Below are 19,541 nucleotides of genomic sequence, written 5' to 3' on the forward strand. Positions count from 1 at the left end.
CGAGGTGTGGCCCACTGGTGGCAGTCTGACCCTCAGCAAGGTAATCAAGCCCGGGTACTTTGATCAAGGGCACCTTTCCCTGGACCCGGAAAATGACCCTATCCAGGAGCTCCAATCGCTCGACAGCACGATGCACGAATTCGACGCAAAGGCCCTGTTGGGGAGGTTCCTGTTCAAGGGGGATATGGTCCAGCAACAGGTCAAGAAACTCTCTGGGGGCGAGAAGGCTAGGCTGTCGATACTGAAGCTTGTCCTATCACCGTTGAGCCTCCTGCTTCTCGACGAACCGACAAACCATCTGGACATACCGGCGCAACAGGTGGTCGCTGCCGCGATCAACAGCTACAAGGGGACAGCGTGCATCGTCTCCCACGACAGGTACTTCCTGGATTCGGTGGCCAACAAAATCCTCAGCTTCAGGAGTGGGAAACTGGAGTTGTTTAGCGGCAATTACACAAACTATCGCGCACAGGTAACGAGCGGAAGGTTGGATGAGCAGGTCGAAGCGGTGGTAAAATACGTGGTGGACAAGAAGTTCACGGACTGGTACACCGGGCGACGATACGTTCCTGGAGACATCGTGGAGATATCAGAGGATGAGTTTAGCAATTTCCGCTGGGCGCTGGAGACCGGAAGACTAGTGCCTATGAAGCGGAACGAAACAACCGAGCGGCGCAAGAACAGGAGGAATGCAGCATAATCTCTCCCATTCCTGCGAGCGATTCTCTTTGCCTTCATCGTGAATCTCCTCGATATGAACCCATGGAAAATTGAAATTCTCCATCGCGCCATATCCTAAACGGAGGATGAAACTGGCGACATGTTCCTTAAGAAAGGATTGATTTCTGCTGATTTATGGGTAATCCTCAGCTCGGGTAAGAAGTTGCATTATGGGTCGAATGTTCGTAAGGCATATGACCATTGGAAAAGTGTATTAGAAGATTCGATACCTGAAAAGTCAATCTCCTGATTATGGCAACCGAGAATATCGAATACAATTTAGAATGAATAAAAGCATGGCACACCATCGACCATCAACGAATCGAGCACCCGCCCCGACGAAGGCGGGGGACGCCAGCCAAAGAAACAGAGCCAAAATGCCGTAGTTCAATATGGAGTCTGACCTTTCTTCCAGACTATGTTCCAACCTTTTCCAGCACGGAGTCTTAGGTTACTCGAAATCCAAACAATCTTGCGAGAACCACGAGCAGTATTCCCAATGCGATCAGCAGACCGGATGTGGCCAGTAGTCCGAACTTGCGGTCCTTGACAATCATCGGAATGGAGACGACTCCCAGTGCGGCAACAATGACACCATAAACGAGTATTCCTGCCGGCCACGAAAACGAAAGGGCTCCAGTCGCAAGTGGCATGAAAGGGATCATGAATGTGCCTACATGGAGGGGAATGGCGGTTCTCAATTCGAACCTGGATATTCTCCAATTATGGTAGACGACAAGCCATACGGCCATGAGAGAGACGAATCCAGCAATGAACACATATGGTTGCCAAAGGGGCCTGATGAGAAGTAGCGCAATCGTGGAACCAACGCCGTAGCCCAACGAGATGAGCTGTCGCGCTTTCATCGTTGGGTTCTTCGGAACTTCCAGTTGCAGGTCCTCGGAATCCACAGAGCATACCTCCACAAGATGGCTTCCAGAGGAAATCGTATTCAGTACATAAGACCAATGTCGCACTTCCCTATGAACCACGACATCACCATCCCCCCTGGCGCTCACGACCGCCTTTCCTTCTCCAGACGCAAGGCTCTGAGGAGGTTCTTCCGGTCCAGGTACTTCTCGATCATTTCATAGACGCCGGAGATCCAGGCCGTCACGGAGAACAGGATCGAGAACATCAGGGAGAACGCCCACTTCACGTCCAGGATCTGCTGGGCCGTCCAGCTGTTGTAGACGATGTACTCGGCGATCATGAACACGCCGTAGAAGAAGGCGAACAGGGATACCCAGATCATCAGGGACAATAGAACGAACAGCGCGATCTTCCTCTTCCATTCTATCTCGTCCACTTCGGTCCTCATCGGCCTGCCTAGTTCTGTATAGTGCGTATGACCTTTTATGTGTGTTGCCGCAAGTGCTAATCGGTGCGCTGGTTTGTATCAGCGGAAGACTCTTCACAGCCTCGAGCCATTCATTGGAGGTCCAAGCACGGAACTCGCCAAGCTCCTTTGCGAGGGCGACACTCTCGTTCGACGCGGGCGTTGCCTTCATTGGAGCAAAAGGATATGTGGCAGGAGAATGGTACCCAAACCAATGGAGAGGAAGTGGAGGGCTCACTTCGAAGGGGTGGCTCGGCTTGCCTCACTCATCCTGTTCCTGACCGCGGTCGTGATCCTCCCACTCATGCTGCTCTTGGATAGCAATTGCATTTACGCGAGTCACCAGGCTCTGAGGTCCATCATCACTTCAGCAGTGGTCACGATGGCGGGTCTCGAAGTCCTGGCGCTGCTCATGGCCAGCTACTATCTCCGCAGCATGAGGATTCGTTTCTTCGCCGCCTCTGCGTTCTTCTCCCTCTGCGTGGCCCTCGTCTTCGCGCTGGTATTCGGACGGTGTGGCTTCATAACATGAGACGATGACCCGCTTCGCACATCGAGCCTACGGTGTTTGGGCCGTCTCGACCTCAATCACGTTGTTGCTTGATGCCCAGAGGAGCATGACTTCGTAGTAAGTATCGGGGTCCAGTCTCTCCAGAGTGAAGTAGTCTCCCACCGTGAGCCTGCCATTTCCGTCCGAGTCCGTGAAGTTGAGGTTCTCGCCTCCCTGGATCACTCCCATGACGCCCTCAGTGACGTTCGTCGGAAGGTCGGGAAAGAGTAGTGCCCCGTTCTTGATGACCACCACCTTGAAGCAGTCCAGCGGCACGTTCCTGCTAATGCTTGAAATCTCAAACCTGTAGCCCGCCAAGGTCTCTGTCGCCTGGAGGCGAGCACTTGCATGATCACCATAGCCGCAGTGAGGTCCCGGCGGAGGCGGGAGGGTCGCGTAGTAGATGAGCAGACCCAAGCTCGCGAGCGCCAGAACAAGAGCCAGAATGACCAGCATGGCTCCGATCCTGTGCCGGACTGCCCTCTCGTGCTCCCTCTCCATATCAGTGATACTTCAGCGTGTTCCCATCATATGGTCTTTGCGGACGTCCTCTCCGCCAGCCGCGCGATCCTGGCACCGTAGCTCGTGCACTCCGCCTTCACATCATCGCTGGGCTTCCCGATCGAGACCGGGCCGTAGTGGTTCCCATTGGCCACGCCAGGAACGACCATCCCGTGAATGAGCAGAGCCTGGAGTATCGAGAGGATCGTGGTCTCGTTGCCGCCTCCGATATGAGCGCTCGAGGAGAACGCCCCGCCGACCTTGCCCTCCAGGTCTCCGTGGTGCGTCACGCTCCGGTCGATGAGGTCCTTCACATCGGCGGCCATGACGCCGTAGTAGGTGGGCGAACCGAGCACGATCGCATCGTAGCCGAGAAGCTCTTCCATGTCCACGTCCTCAACGCTCTTCAGGTCGACGTCGGCTCCCTCGGACCTTGCCCCCTCAGCGACGGCCTCGGCCATCGCCTTCGTGTTCCCGCTATTGGAGTAATAGCCTACTAGAATCTTGACCATGCTGATGGGAAATGAGCGGGCGTATATGATACTCCCTGAGGAAAAGAGAAATACCGTGCGCCCATTCCCACATAGGGATTCCCGTGCGCAAGAAGGTCATCATAATGGGGGCGGCAGGAAGGGATTTCTGCCTTTTCAACTACAACTTCAGGGACAACGAGGACTACGAGGTCGTGGCGTTCACGGCAGCGCAGATCCCGGACATCGTGGATCGGAAGTACCCGCCCTCTCTCGCGGGGAAGCTCTACCCTGAAGGCATACCCATCCATCCGGAGGAGGACCTGCGAAAGCTCATGAGAGAACACGATGTCGACGAGGTCGTGTTCGCCTATAGCGACGTCCCGCACGAGGTCGTCATGCACAAGGCCTCGATCGCGACCGCCAACGGAGCGGACTTCGTGCTCATGGGGACGAAGAAGAGCATGATCGAGTCCAAAGTGCCCATTATCTCCGTCTGCGCTGTTCGGACGGGAGCGGGGAAGAGCCAGACGACGCGCAAGATAACGCAGATACTCCTCGACAAGGGCAGGAAGGTCGTGGTCATCAGGCACCCCATGCCCTACGGCGACCTGGAGGAGCAAGCGGTCCAGAGGTTCGAGACGTACGAGGACCTGGACAAGCACGACACGACGATCGAGGAGAGGGAGGAGTACGAGCCACACATCGACCGCGGGATAGTGGTCTTTGCGGGAGTGGACTACGAAAAGATCCTGCGGGAGGCGGAGAAGGAGGCCGAGATCATAGTCTGGGACGGCGGGAACAACGATACGCCGTTCTACAAGCCCAAGCTGCAGATCGTGCTCACGGACCCGCACAGGGCGGGGGACGAGGTGGGCTACCACCCCGGCGAGGCGAACGTCCTGATGGCCGATGTCATCATAGTGAACAAGGTGGAGACGGCCAAGCCGGACGACGTCGAGCGCGTGAAGGAGAACGTGAGACGACTGAACCCGGACGCTGTCCTGATCGAGGCGGCCTCTCCGATAACGGTGCGTGACACGGAACCCATCCACAAGAAGCGGGTACTCGTCATCGAGGACGGCCCGACGGTGACGCACGGTGACATGGAGTACGGGGCGGGCACGATCGCGGCGAAGCGGTTCGGCGCCTCCGAGATGGTCGACCCGAGACCGCACGCGGTCGGGTCCATAAAGGAGACGCTCAAGAAGTACCCGCACCTGGGCAATCTCCTGCCCGCCATGGGCTACACGGACCAGCAGATCAAGGAGCTGGAGGAGACGATAAACTCCGCTGACTGCGACGTCGTCGTGAGCGGGACGCCCATCGACCTCAAACGGATACTCACCGTCAACAAGCCGGTCGTGCGGGTGAGGTACGAGCTGCTGGAGATCGGACGGCCCAACCTAGATGACATCTTGGACGACTTCTAGTTAGGTTTTTATCGAGAGTACGCAATTATCACGCAAAAGCGAGGGTAGCCAAGACTGGTCAAAGGCGACAGACTCAAGATCTGTTCCAGAAGTGGTTCCGGGGTTCAAATCCTCGCCCTCGCACTCCTCTCGAAGGGTCAGATTGATATTCCGACTTGACTTCTCCCCTTCGGTCATAATGACGGAACAATACTTGGTCTCCGATATCGCGTCCTCGATCGAGTTCGCAGATGACGGCATCGTGAGTAAGACGATCCTGGACACCCCGAAGTCGAAGGTCGTGCTGTTCTGCATGTCGGGCGGGCAGTCGCTCTCCGAGCACACCGCCGCCATGCCCGCCGTGATTCACGTCCTCCGCGGGAGTGGCACGGTCAGGCTCGACCAGGACGAGCACCCCGCCAAAGAGGGCGTCTGGATATACATGCCCGCCGGGCAGATCCATGCCGTCAATGCGGAATCCGACCTGGTCTTCCTTCTGACCCTGTTCCGGTGAGAGAGCCACAACTCTTAAGCGGGAACGGGCTATCCCCTGTGAGGGGAGAACTTGAAGCCGAAGAGCGAGTCTGAAGCTGCGATTTTTGAGGCATGGAAGGAGAGAGCACCTGCGCGGACCTACGCGGCGGGGCTGGATGAGTATGCGGGGAGGATGTTCGTCCCGAGCCAGGAGAACATCGACGAGATGGTTTCCTCGTTGAGGACGGCGAGGGAGAGGGCCACGGACCCGATCGAGGAGGCCTTCGCAAGGAACCTGGAGGTCGGGCTCCTATTCGAGGAACCCTACCAGACGCCGGACGAGGGCCTGTGGGCGTACTTCAGGCATCTCATCGTGGAGGGCGTTGTGCCCTCTCACATGATATCGCTCACGGAGACGATCGCCGAGTCGCTCGACGCGGCCAGGGAGCGTCTCTCGCGGGAGGACTGGTCCGCCGAAGTGCTGATCTCTGTGTGCGGCAAGTGCATGGGGCTCAACAAGATGATCGACACCGTGATGACGGAGACGACCGACCAGACGCTCACGGCCAAGCTGCAGGGGCTGAGGAAGAAGGCCGACAGCTACCGCGCGGCGTTCGATGTGGAAGGGATCAACGAGTGCGACTTCGAGGAGATATTCCCCATCCTCAAGGACATCGGCGGGGACGCTGGCAGGAAGGACGTCTACCCGCAGATCATGAGGGACAGGTACGACTTCCCCGAGTCGCCGGACGAGTTCGCGGACAACGCCATGGGATGGCTGGACGAGGAGCTTCCGCATCTCAAGGCCGTCACGGAGCAGCTGGCGGACAGTTATGGCTGCGACGCGTCGACAGAGACGGTCGAGAAGGAGGTCGAGGAGAGGCGGGCGATCAAGAAGTCCGAGATCCTGGGCTTCGTGAACGACTTCCGCAAGAACATCACACCGCTGATGGAGGAGCGGCTGGTGAGGATAACGCCCAACTACGAGACTCGCCTGATGGAGACGCCGCCCTACCTGATCAGCTTCATCCCGACGGCGGCGATGAGCACCTTCGGCGAGCTATCGGACAAGCCGTTCAACATATTCTTCGTCTCGACGGACGAGAAGAGGTCCCCCTCCACGGGGTCGCCGATGCTGTTCCAGACGATCGTCCACGAGGAGTTCGGCCACTGCGTGAACTACTCGAACTCCACAACGCGGTTCGCCGCGAACCCCGGGCTCCTGGAAGGACTGCACACGACGTTCGGTCTGGCGGTGAGCGACGGCATATCCTTCAACAGGGAGCTGGAGTCGCTGCTCCTTCTCAAGGAACTGGTGGAGAAGACACCGCTCTCGCCAGCGGAAGAGAGGTTCATGAACATGGTCAGGAAGTACGGCAACTTCGACACCTGGTTGCTGGAGGTCGAGTTTGAGGTCTACAAGTGGCGGATAGTCAGGTTCCTGAGGGCGATCTCCGACTCGAGGATCAACATGGGCAAGACGAGCCTGACGGACTTCGTCGAATGGGCGCACAAGAGGACGGGAATCATGAAGAAGACGATATTCAACCAGATATTCATCTTCCAGTCCATGGTCGGCTACGCTCCCGTGTACTCGGTAGTCGGGCAGAGCCTGAGGAGGATACAGGAGTCGGTACGCGAGGCGGGCAAGGACATGGTCGATTTCAACACGTACGCGTGCTCCCTGGGCTTCGCACCGAGGCAGATGTGGGAGCGCAACCTGAGAGACTGGATATCATCCTAGTATAGTATTTGGCTAAACATATCGTCCAAAAGGGTTAATTAGTTAAAGCGTATACTTGCTAGCATGTCCTTTGAGATCTCTGTCGTCAGCAACACACCTTTGACGCCGCTGAAGAATCTCGACGAGGTCGCAACGCTATTCCTGGGGCAGATAGGATTCCTCCCGAAGGGCTATGATTCGAAGTCGGCGAAGAGGAGCATCCCATACCGGCTCTTCGTTGACTGTCTTCTGAAACGGCCCGAGAAGGGCTGGACCGCTGAGCAGCTGTCCGTGAAGCTGAAGACCACGAAGCCCACGATATACAGGCACTTGAACAAGCTGAAGTACATGGACCTGCTGGAGGAAATGGCCGTCAAGGACGGGAAGGAGGAGAGGAAGGGCTACCGCATCCGGTACGGGAATCTCGAGAAGGCATGGAACTTCGTCGAGGCGCATGTCGATGTCGCGATGGAGAACTACAGAACGACGGTGGAACACATGGGAAAGCTAGCCAAAGAGAGGAGGTGAGATGGTTGAAGGAAAATGAAGAAACGTTTATCCTTACGAAGGGCTCGAAGTACAGGGTCGTGTCATTGGAGACTCGGGAGAAACCGCTCGTTACCCACGGGATATTCAAGGGCTACGCGGCGATCGGCCACGATGAGGGGATCTGCCTGGAGCTGGACGAATCCCACAAGGAGTCGGCGGGCCGCATGAGAATCGTGCCGACGCACATGATACTGGCGATCGACGTCATCGAAAGCGCTGAAAAGGAAGAGGAAGCCACAAAGCCAGATGCCATGTACATCTGAGGTCTCCTCGTGGTCATCGAGATCGAGCAGGGCACGCTCGAGGAGAGAGTCCTGCGCATCCTTCTCGAAGCGTATCCGGTCACCTTGAAGGATCTGAAGTGGGAGCTCAAGATATCCGAGGTCAAGCTGGACCTCGTCCTGAAGAAGTTCGTCATGAGAGGGATAGTCGAGCTGGAGGAGCTTCCCGACACGACCTTCATCAGGCTTCTCCGCTCGGACTTCGTGTTCGTGGGGAGGAAGGCCAGCCAGAAGAAGAGGTTCAAGCGCAAGGGGGGAAGGAAAAAGGGAGAGGACTACGACGGGATCATGTTCCAGTAGGTCTCCGCAGTCCATTTATACCGAGTCCTCGATGCGAACCCGTGGACATAGTCGATGAGCTGGTCGGTCTGCTCCTGAGCGGGGAGATACAGACCAGGGAGGAGCTTCAGCGGGCGAAGATCGCTCTCTGCAAGGAGCACTCCGTGTCGGGCCTTCCGAGGAGCTCCGAGATACTCTCCAGGGTCCCTAAGACAAGCGTCGAGGACCTCCGGCACCTGCTGGTCAAGAAGCCCCAGAGAACGCTCTCGGGCGTGGCGGTCGTCGCAGTGATGACAAAGCCCGGCCTGTGCCCGCACGGGAAGTGCCTGTACTGCCCCGGCGGCGTGGAGAGCGGGACACCGCAGTCCTACACGGGAAAGGAGCCAGCCGCACTTCGAGCCGCCCGCCATACCTATGATCCCTTCCGACAGGTGCGGGACAGGGTCCGGCAGCTGGGGAACGTGGGCCATTCGACGGATAAGGTCGATCTCATAGTCATGGGAGGGACATTCACAGCCTTCGATGAGGAATATCAGAAGGATTTCATCAAAGGGTGCTTCGACGGGCTCAACGATGACCTCTCCTCGAACCTGGAAGAGGCGCAGGAGAGGAACGAGACCGCGGGGAACAGGTGCATCGGCCTGACAATAGAGACGAGGCCTGACTGCTTCCTCGATAGCGATGTCGAGCGGGCTCTGTCGTACGGCGTCACGCGGGTCGAGCTCGGCGTCCAGACGACCAACGAGGAGGTCCTGCGCCGTGTGAGTCGCGGACACGGGATCAAGGAGGTCGTAGAGGCCACCAGGCGCGCCAAGGACGCCGGTCTGAAGGTCTGCTATCATCTCATGCCGGGTCTACCGGGAATGACTCCTGAAGACGATGTGGGGACGTTCAGGGAAGTGTTCGAGGACCCCGCCTACAGACCGGACATGTTGAAGATCTATCCGACCGCGGTCGTCAAGGGAACCGGCCTATACACGATGTGGAAGAACGGCGAGTTCGAGCCTTACGACACGCAGACGGTTGCCGAGCTGATCGCCAGAATCAAGAGCATGACACCGCACTGGGTGAGGATCCAGCGCATACAAAGGGACATCCCCATCCCGCTGACGGAGGCGGGCGCGAGAAAGGGCCACTTGCGGCAGCTCGCCAAGCAGCTCCTCTTGGAGCAGGGGAAGAAGTGCAACTGCATCAGGTGCAGGGAAGCGGGTCGGATCGAGAGCAGTGATGACATCTCGGTCGAGAATGCCGAGCTCGTCCGGAGGGAATACGAGGCGTCTGCTCGCCAGGAGGCGTTCCTCTCATTCGAGGCTGGGGAGGCCCTCTTCGGTTACGCGCGGCTGAGGGATTGCGGAGACATCGCGAGGCTCAGGGAGCTCAGGGTGCTGGGAGAGCTCGTGCCCTTGAGCGAAAGGCCCGGCAGAAGGTGGCAACACCAGGGGATCGGGGCGCTCCTCCTGGATGAATGCGAGAGAATCGCCAAGGATGAATGGGGATCGGACCGCCTCCACGTGACAAGCGGTGTGGGGACGCGCAAGTACTACGAAAAGCTCGGATTCTCCAGATCTGGACCCTACATGGGCAAGTTGCTCTGATCATCCTTCCTCAGGCACGCCGACATGAGGTCCTCGTCGCCCAGCCTCTTGAAGATGCCGGCCTTGAGCCTCCATATCCCGGGGTAGTCCTCGTCGAGACTCGACAACCTGTCGAGGTACATCATCGAAGCTCGAAGCCTCCCTATTCTGGCGTAGATGGCTCCGATGAAGAAAAGGGCTTCAACGTCATCTGGATTCTCCCTGAGCCTTGCCGCGCAGGCCTGCAGAATCCTGTACAGGTCTGTGTCTGTGAGTTGAGTCACCATGCGTCAGAATCGCGCTGAAGGCAGATTAAGACGACTATCAGAAAATCAGACTTGATTGTCACGGCTGATTATCGAAAGCGATAGGCCTACAGCTCACCGGCGGCGAAGGCCTGTAGCCTGTACTCGCCCTTGATGAGGTCCTTCATGATAGCGTCCACACCGTGGATCTCCTGGTCCGTGCCGCCCCAATTCTCCAGGGCCCTTCCGTGCTTCTTCTCGACGTCCTCCAAGGCCATCCTGAGCTGTGGGACCACGTCCTCGGGGTGCTCTCCGTGGACAACGCTCGCCAGCAGCGTGTTCTTCCCTCTGGCGATGATGATCCTCAGCTCTCCGAACTTCAGCTCGTCCAGTGTCCCCTTCTCCCCTCTGAAGGAGTCCTTCACGAACTCCTGTACGGCGACGAGCATGGCACTCAGGATATCCGTGTCCAGATCGGGTTTGAGCCTCCGAGTATAGTGCTTCATCAGCAGCCCGCTCCTGTGCAGGAGGAAGATCTCGTCAACGATCGTGGGCTTCTCCATCCATCTCCGGAGCTTCGCTTCCTGGGTCCTCCGCCTCCTGTACATCATGAATGTCAGGAAGGCGAGCCACATTCCCTGTATCGCGAATATGCCTATCACGGCGATTCCCAACGCCTCTTCGGATAGTGCCATTCACATGACCTCTGGTTCTTCAGTATTTATCTATGATTAGCTTCTTGACGATATCATCCGCATCACTCAGTTCATCTGGCATTCCAGACCACTTCTCAAGCTTGCCCCCGAGCTTGGTCTCTATCTCCTTGCAGACTTCCCGTAGCTGGGATTCCAGCTTCTTGGGCTCAGGTCCCGCTGTCACTGCCGCCAGGATGGCGTTCTTGCAGCGGATGATCGCGATGCGGTACTCTCCGAACTTGAGCTGGTTCAGCTCTCCCTTTCTGAACTTGAAAGTGTCGCTGACGAAGTCCTGGACCGCTACGAGCATCCCGCTGAGGATGTCGCTGTCCACGTCGGGTTTCATCCGTCGCGTGTAGTGCCTTATCAGCTCCCCGCTCCTGTGGAGGAAGAACACCTCATCTATGACCGGCTTCCTTCTGTTCATCACCACGAATGTGGCCCCCGCCGAGATCGAACCAACGACGAGGACAATCGAGAAAATGAGGGAGGATGAAATGGGCGTTTCCTCACCGCCCTCCGAGCCAGCATTGACCAACACCGAGATGACGCTGTCGAAGGACCCTTCCCGCGGGATGTCTCGCGAGTTCGTGTAGTTGAGTACAACGCTGTTGACGAACGTCGTGTCGCCTGGGAGTCCGTCCTCAACCACCACCGCCAGGGTGAGACTGTGCGTGCCCGGAGCTACGTCGTCGAAAGCGAAGCGGATGTCCCGACCGTCGTTCAGCGCGGGTGGTGGGCTCGAGGTGAGGAACTCCACGTTGACGGGCATGGTGTTGTTTATCCAGACCCGATTCGCCGTCCCGGTGCCCGTGTTGTTGAAGTAGATCGTGTATGTGACGATGTCCTGGCCTTCGACCTCTTCCTTGTCCGCAACCATCTCCACGATGATGCTCGGCTCGTGATACTCGATCCTGCACATTGCCCCGTCACCGAGGCTGGAAACGTAGAACCCCATGGAATCTGTGTAGTCCATGTATGCCCAGTTGGTCACCTCAGAACCCAAGGGAACCGATTCGTTGACCTCAACTCTCAGCACGAAGGAATGGCTGCCAGGCGACACATCGGTGAAGTTGTAGTGGAGGTCACCCCCGTTTCGGTATCCTCCGGAATAGAATGGAAGATTGCTGGCCGTGTCGCTGAGGTATCCCAGTCCGGATGGAAGGCTGTCATTTATCCACACCATCGCGGAATCCGCGTTGCCAGTATTGTTGAAGAACATCGTGAACCTCAGAGTGTCCCCGGGTTCCGCGGTCTCCTGGTCGACGACTATGTCGAAATACAGAGTGGAACTCAGAGGGGATCCCCAGATTCGGAACATCTCATCGTCCGCGGAGTTCAGCGACCAGACCTGACCTGCTCCGGTGTCATCGACAGCCATCATTCCCTGAGGATAGGCGTCCGCGTCGGACGTGTACCACAAGTAACCGTTGGGCTTCGCCTCAGGGCATTTAGTGACTATCCAGTATTCCGTGCTCTCCGCTATGTCGATATCGTTGAGGGCATGGAAGTCCATCCACTCGTGAGTGACCAATGGTGGCGATGAGGACGCGCCGAAATACCCGATTTCTGCCCCGGAGGGCAGGCCGAAGTTGGACGTCTGCAGGGTCACGTTCAGGTCCGCGACCTTGGTCGCCTTGACGTGCAGACTGATTTTCGTAAGCGTGTAATGACTAGATGCCACGAAGGACTGGGCAACCGCGTTGCTCTTCGAGACGATGTTGTACGTGCCATTCCCCCATATCTCGTTGTGGTCGAAAATGACGTCCTGACCGGATGATGTTTGAAGGAATTGCGAGAAGAACAACAGCTGGATTAAGAGAAAGAGGACAACGCAAGACCTCACCACTGTCCCTGACCGAAGTGTCATTGCCATTCCAGCTACCCTTTCCAATGTGGACTAACCTGGGCAGTAGCTCAATCTCCCCTGCCGCTATTAAAAGCATAGACTCTGATTTTCAGGTTTGATAACTGTTCCTTTCGGCGGAGGTCAGAAGGTCCTCAGGAGATTTCGAAGGACGTCCGGCAGGGCATCGATTCCCTCCCTGGTCTGGTCCGTCGTGTCCCTTTCCCTGACCGTCACGGTGTTGTCCTTCAGCGAATCGTGATCGATCGTGATGCAGTAGGGCGTGCCGATCTCATCCATCCTGGCATACCTCTTCCCTATCGACCCGGAGGCGTCGTAGAAGCAGTCGAACTCCTCTCTCAGCCGGGTGTGGACCTCCCGCGCCAACTCCGGTAGACCGTCCTTTGACAGGAGCGGGAACACTCCCGCCTCGATCGGTGCGAGCGGCGGTGGGAGCTTCAAGATGGACCTCTCGTTCTTCTCATAGAACGTGTCCAGGAGAGACCAGACGTTCCTGTCGACACCGAAGCTCAGCTCGAGCACGTGAGGAATGAACCGCCTTCCCCCGCTGGAGACGCTCATCTTCTCGTGCGACTCCTTCTCGTGCCCGCTCAGGTCGTGGTCCGTCCTGTAGTGAACGCCGGCGACCTCCTTGAACCCGCCAAGGGAACCCATGTCGATCTGGATGTCGAAGTGTATCTTGTTGTAGAAGGCCCGCTCGTCCTCCCCCAGCTCGGCGAACCTGAACTTCTCGGGCGGGTACCCCAGCAGGTCCGTGTAGAAGCTCTGCACCTTCGCCATGTGGGCGACGTAGAACCACGGGAGGCCCTTGTCCATGAGTTCCTGGCAGCTCAGTGTCTGCACGTTCTCCCTGTCCTCCTCGAAGGTCACCCTCACGCCCAGCCCGTCGAAGTCGGAGAGGCTCATGGAGCTCGGAAATCCCTCATCCTCCGGGTCGAAGAATATCTGCAGCTCGGCCTGGATGAACTCCCTCATCCGATACGTTCCCTGCCTCGGCGATATCTCGTTCCTGAACGCGCGTCCCGTGATGGCCAGACCCATCGGGATCCTCCTTCTCAGGGCCTCGAACTCCCGCTTGAAGTTCAGGTAGACCCCTTGGGCGGTCTCCGGTCTCAGAAAGGCGTCGTCCGTCCCGGCCGGGCCGACGGCGAGTGGGAACATCATGTTGAAAAGCTCCGTGGCCTCGAACTCGCCCTCGCACTCCGGGCATTTGAGGCGGAGCTCTCCCAACTTTGCGTCGATGTCATCAGGGGACATGCCCTCTGCGGAGGCACCGGTGGCATCCTCCAGGAGCTGGTCCCCGCGAAAGGACTCCCCGCAATTCGAGCACTTCGCCATGACGTCGGTGAAGTGGTCAACGTGACCCGAGGCCTTCAGGCTCCTGTACGGGAGGATGGTCGTCGTGTCGACGAGGTAGTAGTTGTCCTCGGACTTGACGAAATGGCGGAGCCAGGCGTCCTCCCATTTCCTCTTCAGGCCCGCACCGAGATGGCCGTAGTCGTAGAATCCGCCAAACCCTCCGTATATGTCCGCGGTTGGCCAGATGAAGCCCTTTCTCACAGATAAGGACATGATGTCGTCGTATCTGCCAGGCAAGGGAATCCCTCTATTGGACAAGAGTGGCTACTACATCAAGCTCGTAGAGCATGGCGACCAGCCTGTCGTTCATGTCTATCACCGGGAGCTGACCGAAGTCCTCCATCATCATCATCTTGGCGGCTTCCGCGGCCCCCGTCTTCTCGAACACCGTGACAGGTTTCTTCACCATGACCTCTTCGACATCGATCTTCGGAAGGTCGATCTTCGATTCCTCGTAGTAGAGCTTCATGACGTTCCTGAGGCCGTCCCAGGACCAAGAGTCCTCGTCCTCTCCCAGGCCCAGGTCCGAGATGGCAATGCTCCCGTTGATGTGGCTCTGGTTGAAGATGTCCCGGTCGGTGATGATCCCGCTCAGCTTCCCCGTCTTGTCGAGGACGGGAAGTGCGAACACCTTTGCCACCTTGATGATCTCGAGCGCCACTTTCAGGGGAGTCTTCTCGTAGACGGGAACGCAAGGGGATCTGGTGAGCTCGCTGACCGGAGTGTCCACGTTCTTCTTCTGCACGGCCTCGAGGAAGTCCGCGGGAGTGAGCATTCCGACCACCTTCTTCTTCGAGACGACCGGCATGTGATGAATGTCACCCTCCACGAAGAGTCTGGCCACGTCCTCGACCTTTCCGGTCTTGATCGTCGTTGGCCAGTCCTTCTGGACCAATAGGGCGAGCTGTTCTTCCGTTGGGCTTGCGAAGATGTGCTTCCTGGCGACGAACCCCACGTAGGTCCCGTCCTTCTTGACGATCGGAACGCCCGTGAGCTTCTTCGTGACCATTATCCTGAGTATCTCTGTCCTGGTCCCGGGTAGCTTCACCACGATGGGGTCTTCTGTCATTATGTTCTTTACCCTCATCCGTTACCTCCTTCGGTCTCCTCGATTTCGACGAGTCTCACACCATGCTTCATCCATGTCTTCTCTCCCATGCAAACCAACGAAATGTCCGCTTCCGAAGCTCTCAGAATATGCTTCAATTGTGGACTGTGGCTCTGTGGAGCCAGAACCATGAAATCTGGCTTTTTCCCGACGGTTAAGCCTAAAGCGCCCTCTCCATTTAAACCTTTTCTGGAGCTGATCAGCATTCCGATGACATCCAGCAGCCCGATTCCTCCCTTCAGTTTGCCCGCGTAGTAGGCGAACTTCATCTCCTCCAAGACCGAGGGGCTCGATATCATCGCATTGTCCGTTCCCAGCATGAGCCTGACTCCCTTGCTCAGCATCCTCGGGATGTCTATCAGTCTTCCGAAGAAGGCATTTGAGCGGGGGCAGATGACCACTGGCACGTCGTTGTTCGCGCAGACCTCCAGATCGGAGTCCGTTGCACACGTCATGTGGACAAGGAAGCTGGGCTTCAAGTCCAGTATCCGGTCGATGTCCTCGCGCTTGTCCTCGCTCGCGTGGAGCGCGAAAGGGACACCCTCTCGCCGCGCGGCCTCCGAGACCTTCTCGAGCTCCGAGCGGTCCCAATCGCTCATCGAGCTGACGCCGATGCCGTTGACGACCTTGAGGAGCGAGGCCATCTCACGGCCGTCGAACCTCATCCCAGCCAGTCTTCCGTACGCGACCGGTCTGACATCGAGTCCCAGGCAGGACTCGTAGAGCATGGAGACGCCGTCGAGTCCGCCCTCCCTGAAGTCGAAGAAGGCGGTCGTCCCGCTCTCGAACATGCGCTTGGCGGTAAGTCTCATCGCGTCAACAACGTCCTCCCGCCTAGCCTCCCGCAGCCTCCTGTGCTTGAGGCCGTTTGGCGGGGCGACTATCTCGGAGATCGTCCCCCGTAGCTCCTCCGTGATGAATGAATCCCCTATGTGCGTGTGCGCGTTTGCGAGCGTGGGCATCACGATCCCTCGGGCGATCGCGTCCTTGACCCTCTGGCCGGTGAACTCCTGGACAAGACCGTCCTCGAACCCGATGCTGCCCTCTTTCAGACCGTTCTCGGTCAGCACCCAACCGCTCACGTACTTCATCGATGATTGGATGGGAATGCTCGATTTAAAGCTTGGCAAACTCTAAGGTGGATAGCCTCTTCGAATACGCTTAAATAGCCACCAAATCAATGAAAAAAGCGGCTATCACGGAGACAAAGGGGGAGGTCTGTGGGGAGACCTGGAGCGCTGTTCGCAGGGGGTTTTGCAGACCATTAGGAACTCCAAATTGCACTCTGGAAGCCATCCTCGGGGGAGGGGATCATACATGGAAAGAGTACGGCCAGCACCGAACACGCCATCGCTAAGGAGGAGGAAGGAACTTCTCAGGAGAGTTCTGAACGTTGACGTAGACGAGATCTCTCACAGGGTGGTCCTGCAACACCACTTCAGGGTTGCCGTCGAGACCGCCAGTTGCGTAGATTCCAACTCGCGCATATGGAGGAGGTACTCCAAGAACAAGGGCGGCATAATACTGCTTCTCAGCGGGATGAGGGATCTTGGGCTCCAAGATTAGGACAAGCGTCAATAGGCCTTCGAAGGAACCCTCGCGTCACAGGCGATTTGAGGGAATCCAGTCTTCTGTACCAAAGTTTAATTATCGCACCCCATATAGCTTGAAACATGACCCTGATGCGTAGAGCCAGAAAGGGAATCACACCCGAGATTGAGGCGGTTGCGGAAGTGGAGGGCATGCCCGCTGAGCGGCTGCGCAGACTGGTCGCGGCGGGGCGGGTCGTCATTCCGTTCAATCAGGTACACTCTCCCGACCCATGTGGGATCGGCGAGGGTCTCGCTGTCAAGATCAACGCCAACATTGGCACGTCCGCTGATCATCACGATATGAAAGAGGAACTGGAGAAGGCAGCGGTGGCGGTCAAGTACGGCGCCGACACGATAATGGACCTGAGCACTGGCGGGGATATAGACGAAATGAGGAGGAGGATAGTCAAGGAGGTGCGCGTTCCAATCGGCACGGTCCCGATCTACCAGGCGGCCCTGAAGGCCGCGAAGAAAGGGTCGATCCTCGACATGACCGAGGACGACATGTTCTCGGGGGTCGAGCTCCACGCCAAGGACGGCATCGATTTCATGACGGTCCATTGTGGAGTGACAAAGGCCAGCGTGAGCAGCGTGAAGAGCTCCTCCCGGATCACGGACATAGTCTCGCGGGGCGGGACATTTCTCGCTTCTTGGATACTCCACAGGGATGAGGAGAATCCGTTCTACTCGAACTACGACTACCTTGTGGAGATGGCCCAGGAATACGATTTCACCCTCAGCCTCGGGGACGGTCTCCGGCCCGGTTGCATCTCGGACGCGACGGACACGCCGCAGCTGCAGGAGCTCCTGATAATAGGCGGCCTCGTGAAAAGGGCGAGGGAAAAAGGTGTCCAGACGATCGTCGAAGGCCCTGGTCACGTCCCGCTGAACCAGATAGAGGCGAACGTCCGCGTGGAGAAGACCGTATGCGAGGGAGCACCCTTCTACGTCCTGGGACCGATCGTTACGGACATAGCACCTGGCTACGACCACATCACTGGCGCGATCGGCGGGGCTCTGGCGGCCTTCCACGGGGCCGATTATCTGTGCTACGTCACTCCCGCGGAGCATCTGTCCCTCCCGACGGTTGAGGACGTCAAGGAGGGAGTCATCGCATCCAAGATCGCGGCGCACGTGGCGGACATCGCCAGAGGGATCAATGTGGAGCAGGACGACAGGATGGCCCGGGCCAGGAAGGCCCTCGACTGGGAGAAGATGTTGAGCATAGCCGTCGACCCGGAGAAGGCAAAGATGTACAGGCAGAGAAGGAAACCCAAGGACGACGACGTCTGCTCGATGTGCGGGGAGGTCTGCGCGATAAAGATCGCCAGCGATTACGTTAGATAAGACTTAAATCATTCGAGCTTCTTTCGAACGCGGTGCCACTGTAGCTCAGCCGGAAGAGCGGCAGTCTCGTAAACTGCAGGCCGAGGGTTCGAATCCCCCCAGTGGCTTAGGACTTCCCCGAGGACGACAAGGAGCGCTTCTTCCACTTCTTCAGGGCCTCTATCCCTGGGAGCGTCTTGCCCGACAGGTACTCCATCAGCGATCCCCCGCCGGTGCTCACGTGGTCGATCTTCGCCGCGACATTGAAGTTCTCCGCCGCCGCCACCGTGTGGCCGCCCCCGATGATCGTGTACGCGTCAGAGTACGCCATCGCTCTCAGCAGTTCGGACGTGCCTGTGGAGAACTCTGGTATCTCGAAGATCCCCGCGGGACCGTTCATCACGGCGGTCTTCGAATGGCCAATGATGTCCGCGAAGTGGACGATCGTGTCAAGGCCTATATCGGAAATCAGTTGGTCCGAGGGCAGATCCTCCACGCGCATGCCCTTCCTCTTCCCGTGATGGTTCACGACGACGTCCTGCGGGATCTCGATGTTCCCTTTGAACTTCCCCAACAGATTCCTCGCCTCATCCAGGACGCTCTCGTAGTTCTCGATCTCCTTCCTCACGAGGTCCAGGTTAGCCTCGCCAACATCCACACCGCTGGCGATGAGGAAGAGATTCCCCACCATCCCCGTCGTGAGAACCTTGTCTGCCACGTCCCTCTCGAGGAGGTTCCGTGCTATGTCAATGGAGTCATCGGCCTTGACGCCGCCCAGAATGGCAGCGTTCGGTCTCTGAACGCCTCCCAAGAAGCGATCCAGCGCGTCGAGCTCCTTCTCCATCACCCTTCCCGCAATCGTCGTCAGGACCTCGGAGAACCCAACGAGCGAAGGCTGGGACCGGTGCGCCGCGGCAAAGGCATCGTGGACGAAGAAGTCCATGTGCGGCGCGAGACTCCTCACTATGTGTGATCGGCTCTGCTTCGCAAGGGTCCGATTCTGGAGGATTATCTCCTCCGAGAACATCCGTGTGTTCTCAAGGATCAGCATGTCCCCGATGTGCATGTTCTTGATCGCCTCGATGGCCTTGGAACCGAAGAGACTGTCGATGTATCCGACCCGCCTCGCCATTAGATAGGACAGCCTGTCCGCATGGGCCTTGAGCGTCGTGAAATCCGCCTTGCCCGGTCGGCTCTGGTGCGCGATTATCACCGTCCTCGACTCCTTAAGGTCCTGCAGCGTCTCGACGTGGCTCCTTATCCTAGAATCGTTCAGTATTCTCCCGCTGGAGGGGTCAATCGGCGAGTTGATGTCGACCCTCACAAGAACAGATTTGCCTTTCAGATTGAAGTCATCCAGAGTGAGGAACTCCTCTCCCATGACGCACGTCTGAGAGGACTACGGATAGATATCTCTTTCGACTTGGACGGTTGCGGTGCAGCGGACTCGATATTCTGGCTCCTTACCAGATTGGCG

At 57.7% G+C, this 19,541-nt stretch carries 22 protein-coding genes and 2 tRNA genes; 13 read left to right on the forward strand and 11 right to left on the reverse strand.

Annotated features, from left to right (window positions below; genetic code table 11):
- Positions 1–130 precede the first annotated feature (130 nt).
- A complete protein-coding gene (locus LN415_00715; protein MCJ2555622.1) occupies positions 131–700 on the forward strand; it encodes an ATP-binding cassette domain-containing protein in 570 nt (189 codons plus the stop codon).
- 466 nt (positions 701–1,166) lie between these two features.
- On the opposite strand, the gene LN415_00720 is transcribed toward LN415_00715, so the two are convergent.
- Together LN415_00720 and LN415_00725 are read right to left on the reverse strand one after the other, a co-directional pair.
- A complete protein-coding gene (locus LN415_00720; GenBank protein MCJ2555623.1) occupies positions 1,167–1,631 on the reverse strand; it encodes a hypothetical protein in 465 nt (154 codons plus the stop codon).
- 104 nt (positions 1,632–1,735) lie between these two features.
- The gene (locus tag LN415_00725; GenBank protein MCJ2555624.1) at positions 1,736–2,041 is read right to left on the reverse strand and encodes a hypothetical protein; all 306 of its coding nucleotides are present in this window, start codon (positions 2,039–2,041) and stop codon (positions 1,736–1,738) included.
- 217 nt (positions 2,042–2,258) lie between these two features.
- On the opposite strand from LN415_00725, the gene LN415_00730 reads away from it, so the two are divergent.
- A complete protein-coding gene (locus LN415_00730) occupies positions 2,259–2,591 on the forward strand; it encodes a hypothetical protein (GenBank protein ID MCJ2555625.1) in 333 nt (110 codons plus the stop codon).
- Positions 2,592–2,618: 27 nt separating this feature from the next.
- Here the strand turns inward: LN415_00730 and LN415_00735 are convergent, their stop codons facing one another.
- Together LN415_00735 and LN415_00740 are read right to left on the reverse strand one after the other, a co-directional pair.
- On the reverse strand, positions 2,619–3,110 hold the full coding sequence (locus tag LN415_00735) for a hypothetical protein (GenBank protein MCJ2555626.1): 492 nt from the start codon (positions 3,108–3,110) through the stop codon (positions 2,619–2,621).
- Positions 3,111–3,136: 26 nt separating this feature from the next.
- Positions 3,137–3,622 (reverse strand): NAD(P)H-dependent oxidoreductase, encoded by a 486-nt coding sequence (locus tag LN415_00740; GenBank protein ID MCJ2555627.1) that lies wholly within the window; start codon positions 3,620–3,622, stop codon positions 3,137–3,139.
- Positions 3,623–3,726: 104 nt separating this feature from the next.
- Here LN415_00740 and LN415_00745 point away from each other — a divergent pair, with 104 nt between their 5' ends.
- The 8 genes from LN415_00745 (at position 3,727) to LN415_00780 (ending at position 9,893) form a co-directional block, all read left to right on the forward strand.
- Positions 3,727–5,013 carry a cyclic 2,3-diphosphoglycerate synthase gene (locus LN415_00745; GenBank protein MCJ2555628.1) on the forward strand — a complete coding sequence of 429 codons (1,287 nt, stop codon included), beginning with the start codon at positions 3,727–3,729 and terminating at the stop codon, positions 5,011–5,013.
- Positions 5,014–5,051: 38 nt separating this feature from the next.
- A tRNA-Leu gene (locus tag LN415_00750) sits at positions 5,052–5,136 on the forward strand.
- Between the two features lie 19 nt (positions 5,137–5,155).
- Positions 5,156–5,506, forward strand: coding sequence for a cupin domain-containing protein (locus LN415_00755; protein ID MCJ2555629.1), 351 nt, complete (start codon positions 5,156–5,158; stop codon positions 5,504–5,506).
- 51 nt (positions 5,507–5,557) lie between these two features.
- The gene (locus tag LN415_00760; GenBank protein MCJ2555630.1) at positions 5,558–7,210 is read left to right on the forward strand and encodes a hypothetical protein; all 1,653 of its coding nucleotides are present in this window, start codon (positions 5,558–5,560) and stop codon (positions 7,208–7,210) included.
- Positions 7,211–7,273: 63 nt separating this feature from the next.
- Positions 7,274–7,717, forward strand: a complete 444-nt coding sequence (locus tag LN415_00765; protein ID MCJ2555631.1) for a helix-turn-helix domain-containing protein — start codon at positions 7,274–7,276, stop codon at positions 7,715–7,717.
- A gap of 5 nt (positions 7,718–7,722) precedes the next feature.
- Complete coding sequence (locus tag LN415_00770; protein ID MCJ2555632.1) at positions 7,723–8,001, forward strand: hypothetical protein; 279 nt, start codon at positions 7,723–7,725, stop codon at positions 7,999–8,001.
- A gap of 9 nt (positions 8,002–8,010) precedes the next feature.
- Positions 8,011–8,319 carry a transcriptional regulator gene (locus LN415_00775; protein ID MCJ2555633.1) on the forward strand — a complete coding sequence of 103 codons (309 nt, stop codon included), beginning with the start codon at positions 8,011–8,013 and terminating at the stop codon, positions 8,317–8,319.
- 41 nt (positions 8,320–8,360) lie between these two features.
- Positions 8,361–9,893, forward strand: coding sequence for a tRNA uridine(34) 5-carboxymethylaminomethyl modification radical SAM/GNAT enzyme Elp3 (locus LN415_00780; GenBank protein ID MCJ2555634.1), 1,533 nt, complete (start codon positions 8,361–8,363; stop codon positions 9,891–9,893).
- Here LN415_00780 and LN415_00785 read toward each other — a convergent pair.
- From LN415_00785 to LN415_00810, 6 genes are all read right to left on the reverse strand, one after another.
- Positions 9,872–10,159: a hypothetical protein gene (locus tag LN415_00785; GenBank protein MCJ2555635.1), complete on the reverse strand. Its 288-nt coding sequence runs from the start codon at positions 10,157–10,159 to the stop codon at positions 9,872–9,874. The genes LN415_00780 and LN415_00785 overlap by 22 nt on opposite strands.
- A gap of 86 nt (positions 10,160–10,245) precedes the next feature.
- Positions 10,246–10,812, reverse strand: coding sequence for a hypothetical protein (locus LN415_00790; protein ID MCJ2555636.1), 567 nt, complete (start codon positions 10,810–10,812; stop codon positions 10,246–10,248).
- A 19-nt stretch (positions 10,813–10,831) separates the two neighbouring features.
- The gene (locus LN415_00795) at positions 10,832–12,658 is read right to left on the reverse strand and encodes a DUF11 domain-containing protein (protein MCJ2555637.1); all 1,827 of its coding nucleotides are present in this window, start codon (positions 12,656–12,658) and stop codon (positions 10,832–10,834) included.
- Positions 12,659–12,802: 144 nt separating this feature from the next.
- Entirely contained in the window at positions 12,803–14,275 is a 1,473-nt protein-coding gene (locus LN415_00800) for a glycine--tRNA ligase (protein ID MCJ2555638.1), read from the reverse strand.
- A 10-nt stretch (positions 14,276–14,285) separates the two neighbouring features.
- A complete protein-coding gene (locus tag LN415_00805; GenBank protein ID MCJ2555639.1) occupies positions 14,286–15,125 on the reverse strand; it encodes a CBS domain-containing protein in 840 nt (279 codons plus the stop codon).
- Positions 15,122–16,228 (reverse strand): amidohydrolase family protein, encoded by a 1,107-nt coding sequence (locus LN415_00810; GenBank protein ID MCJ2555640.1) that lies wholly within the window; start codon positions 16,226–16,228, stop codon positions 15,122–15,124. The genes LN415_00805 and LN415_00810 overlap by 4 nt, the downstream gene beginning before the upstream one ends.
- Before the next feature lie 235 nt (positions 16,229–16,463).
- On the opposite strand from LN415_00810, the gene LN415_00815 reads away from it, so the two are divergent.
- From LN415_00815 to LN415_00825, 3 genes are all read left to right on the forward strand, one after another.
- Positions 16,464–16,712, forward strand: coding sequence for a hypothetical protein (locus LN415_00815; GenBank protein MCJ2555641.1), 249 nt, complete (start codon positions 16,464–16,466; stop codon positions 16,710–16,712).
- Positions 16,713–16,819: 107 nt separating this feature from the next.
- Complete coding sequence (thiC, locus tag LN415_00820) at positions 16,820–18,085, forward strand: phosphomethylpyrimidine synthase ThiC (protein MCJ2555642.1); 1,266 nt, start codon at positions 16,820–16,822, stop codon at positions 18,083–18,085.
- 34 nt (positions 18,086–18,119) lie between these two features.
- Positions 18,120–18,192, forward strand: a tRNA-Thr gene (locus LN415_00825).
- Here LN415_00825 and LN415_00830 read toward each other — a convergent pair.
- A complete protein-coding gene (locus LN415_00830; GenBank protein ID MCJ2555643.1) occupies positions 18,192–19,445 on the reverse strand; it encodes a phosphoglycerate kinase in 1,254 nt (417 codons plus the stop codon). The two genes, LN415_00825 and LN415_00830, sit on opposite strands and share 1 nt — an antisense overlap.
- Positions 19,446–19,541 lie beyond the last annotated feature (96 nt).

The sequence above is a fragment of the Candidatus Thermoplasmatota archaeon genome (genome assembly GCA_022848865.1).
Lineage (GTDB): Archaea > Thermoplasmatota > Thermoplasmata > RBG-16-68-12 > JAGMCJ01 > JAGMCJ01.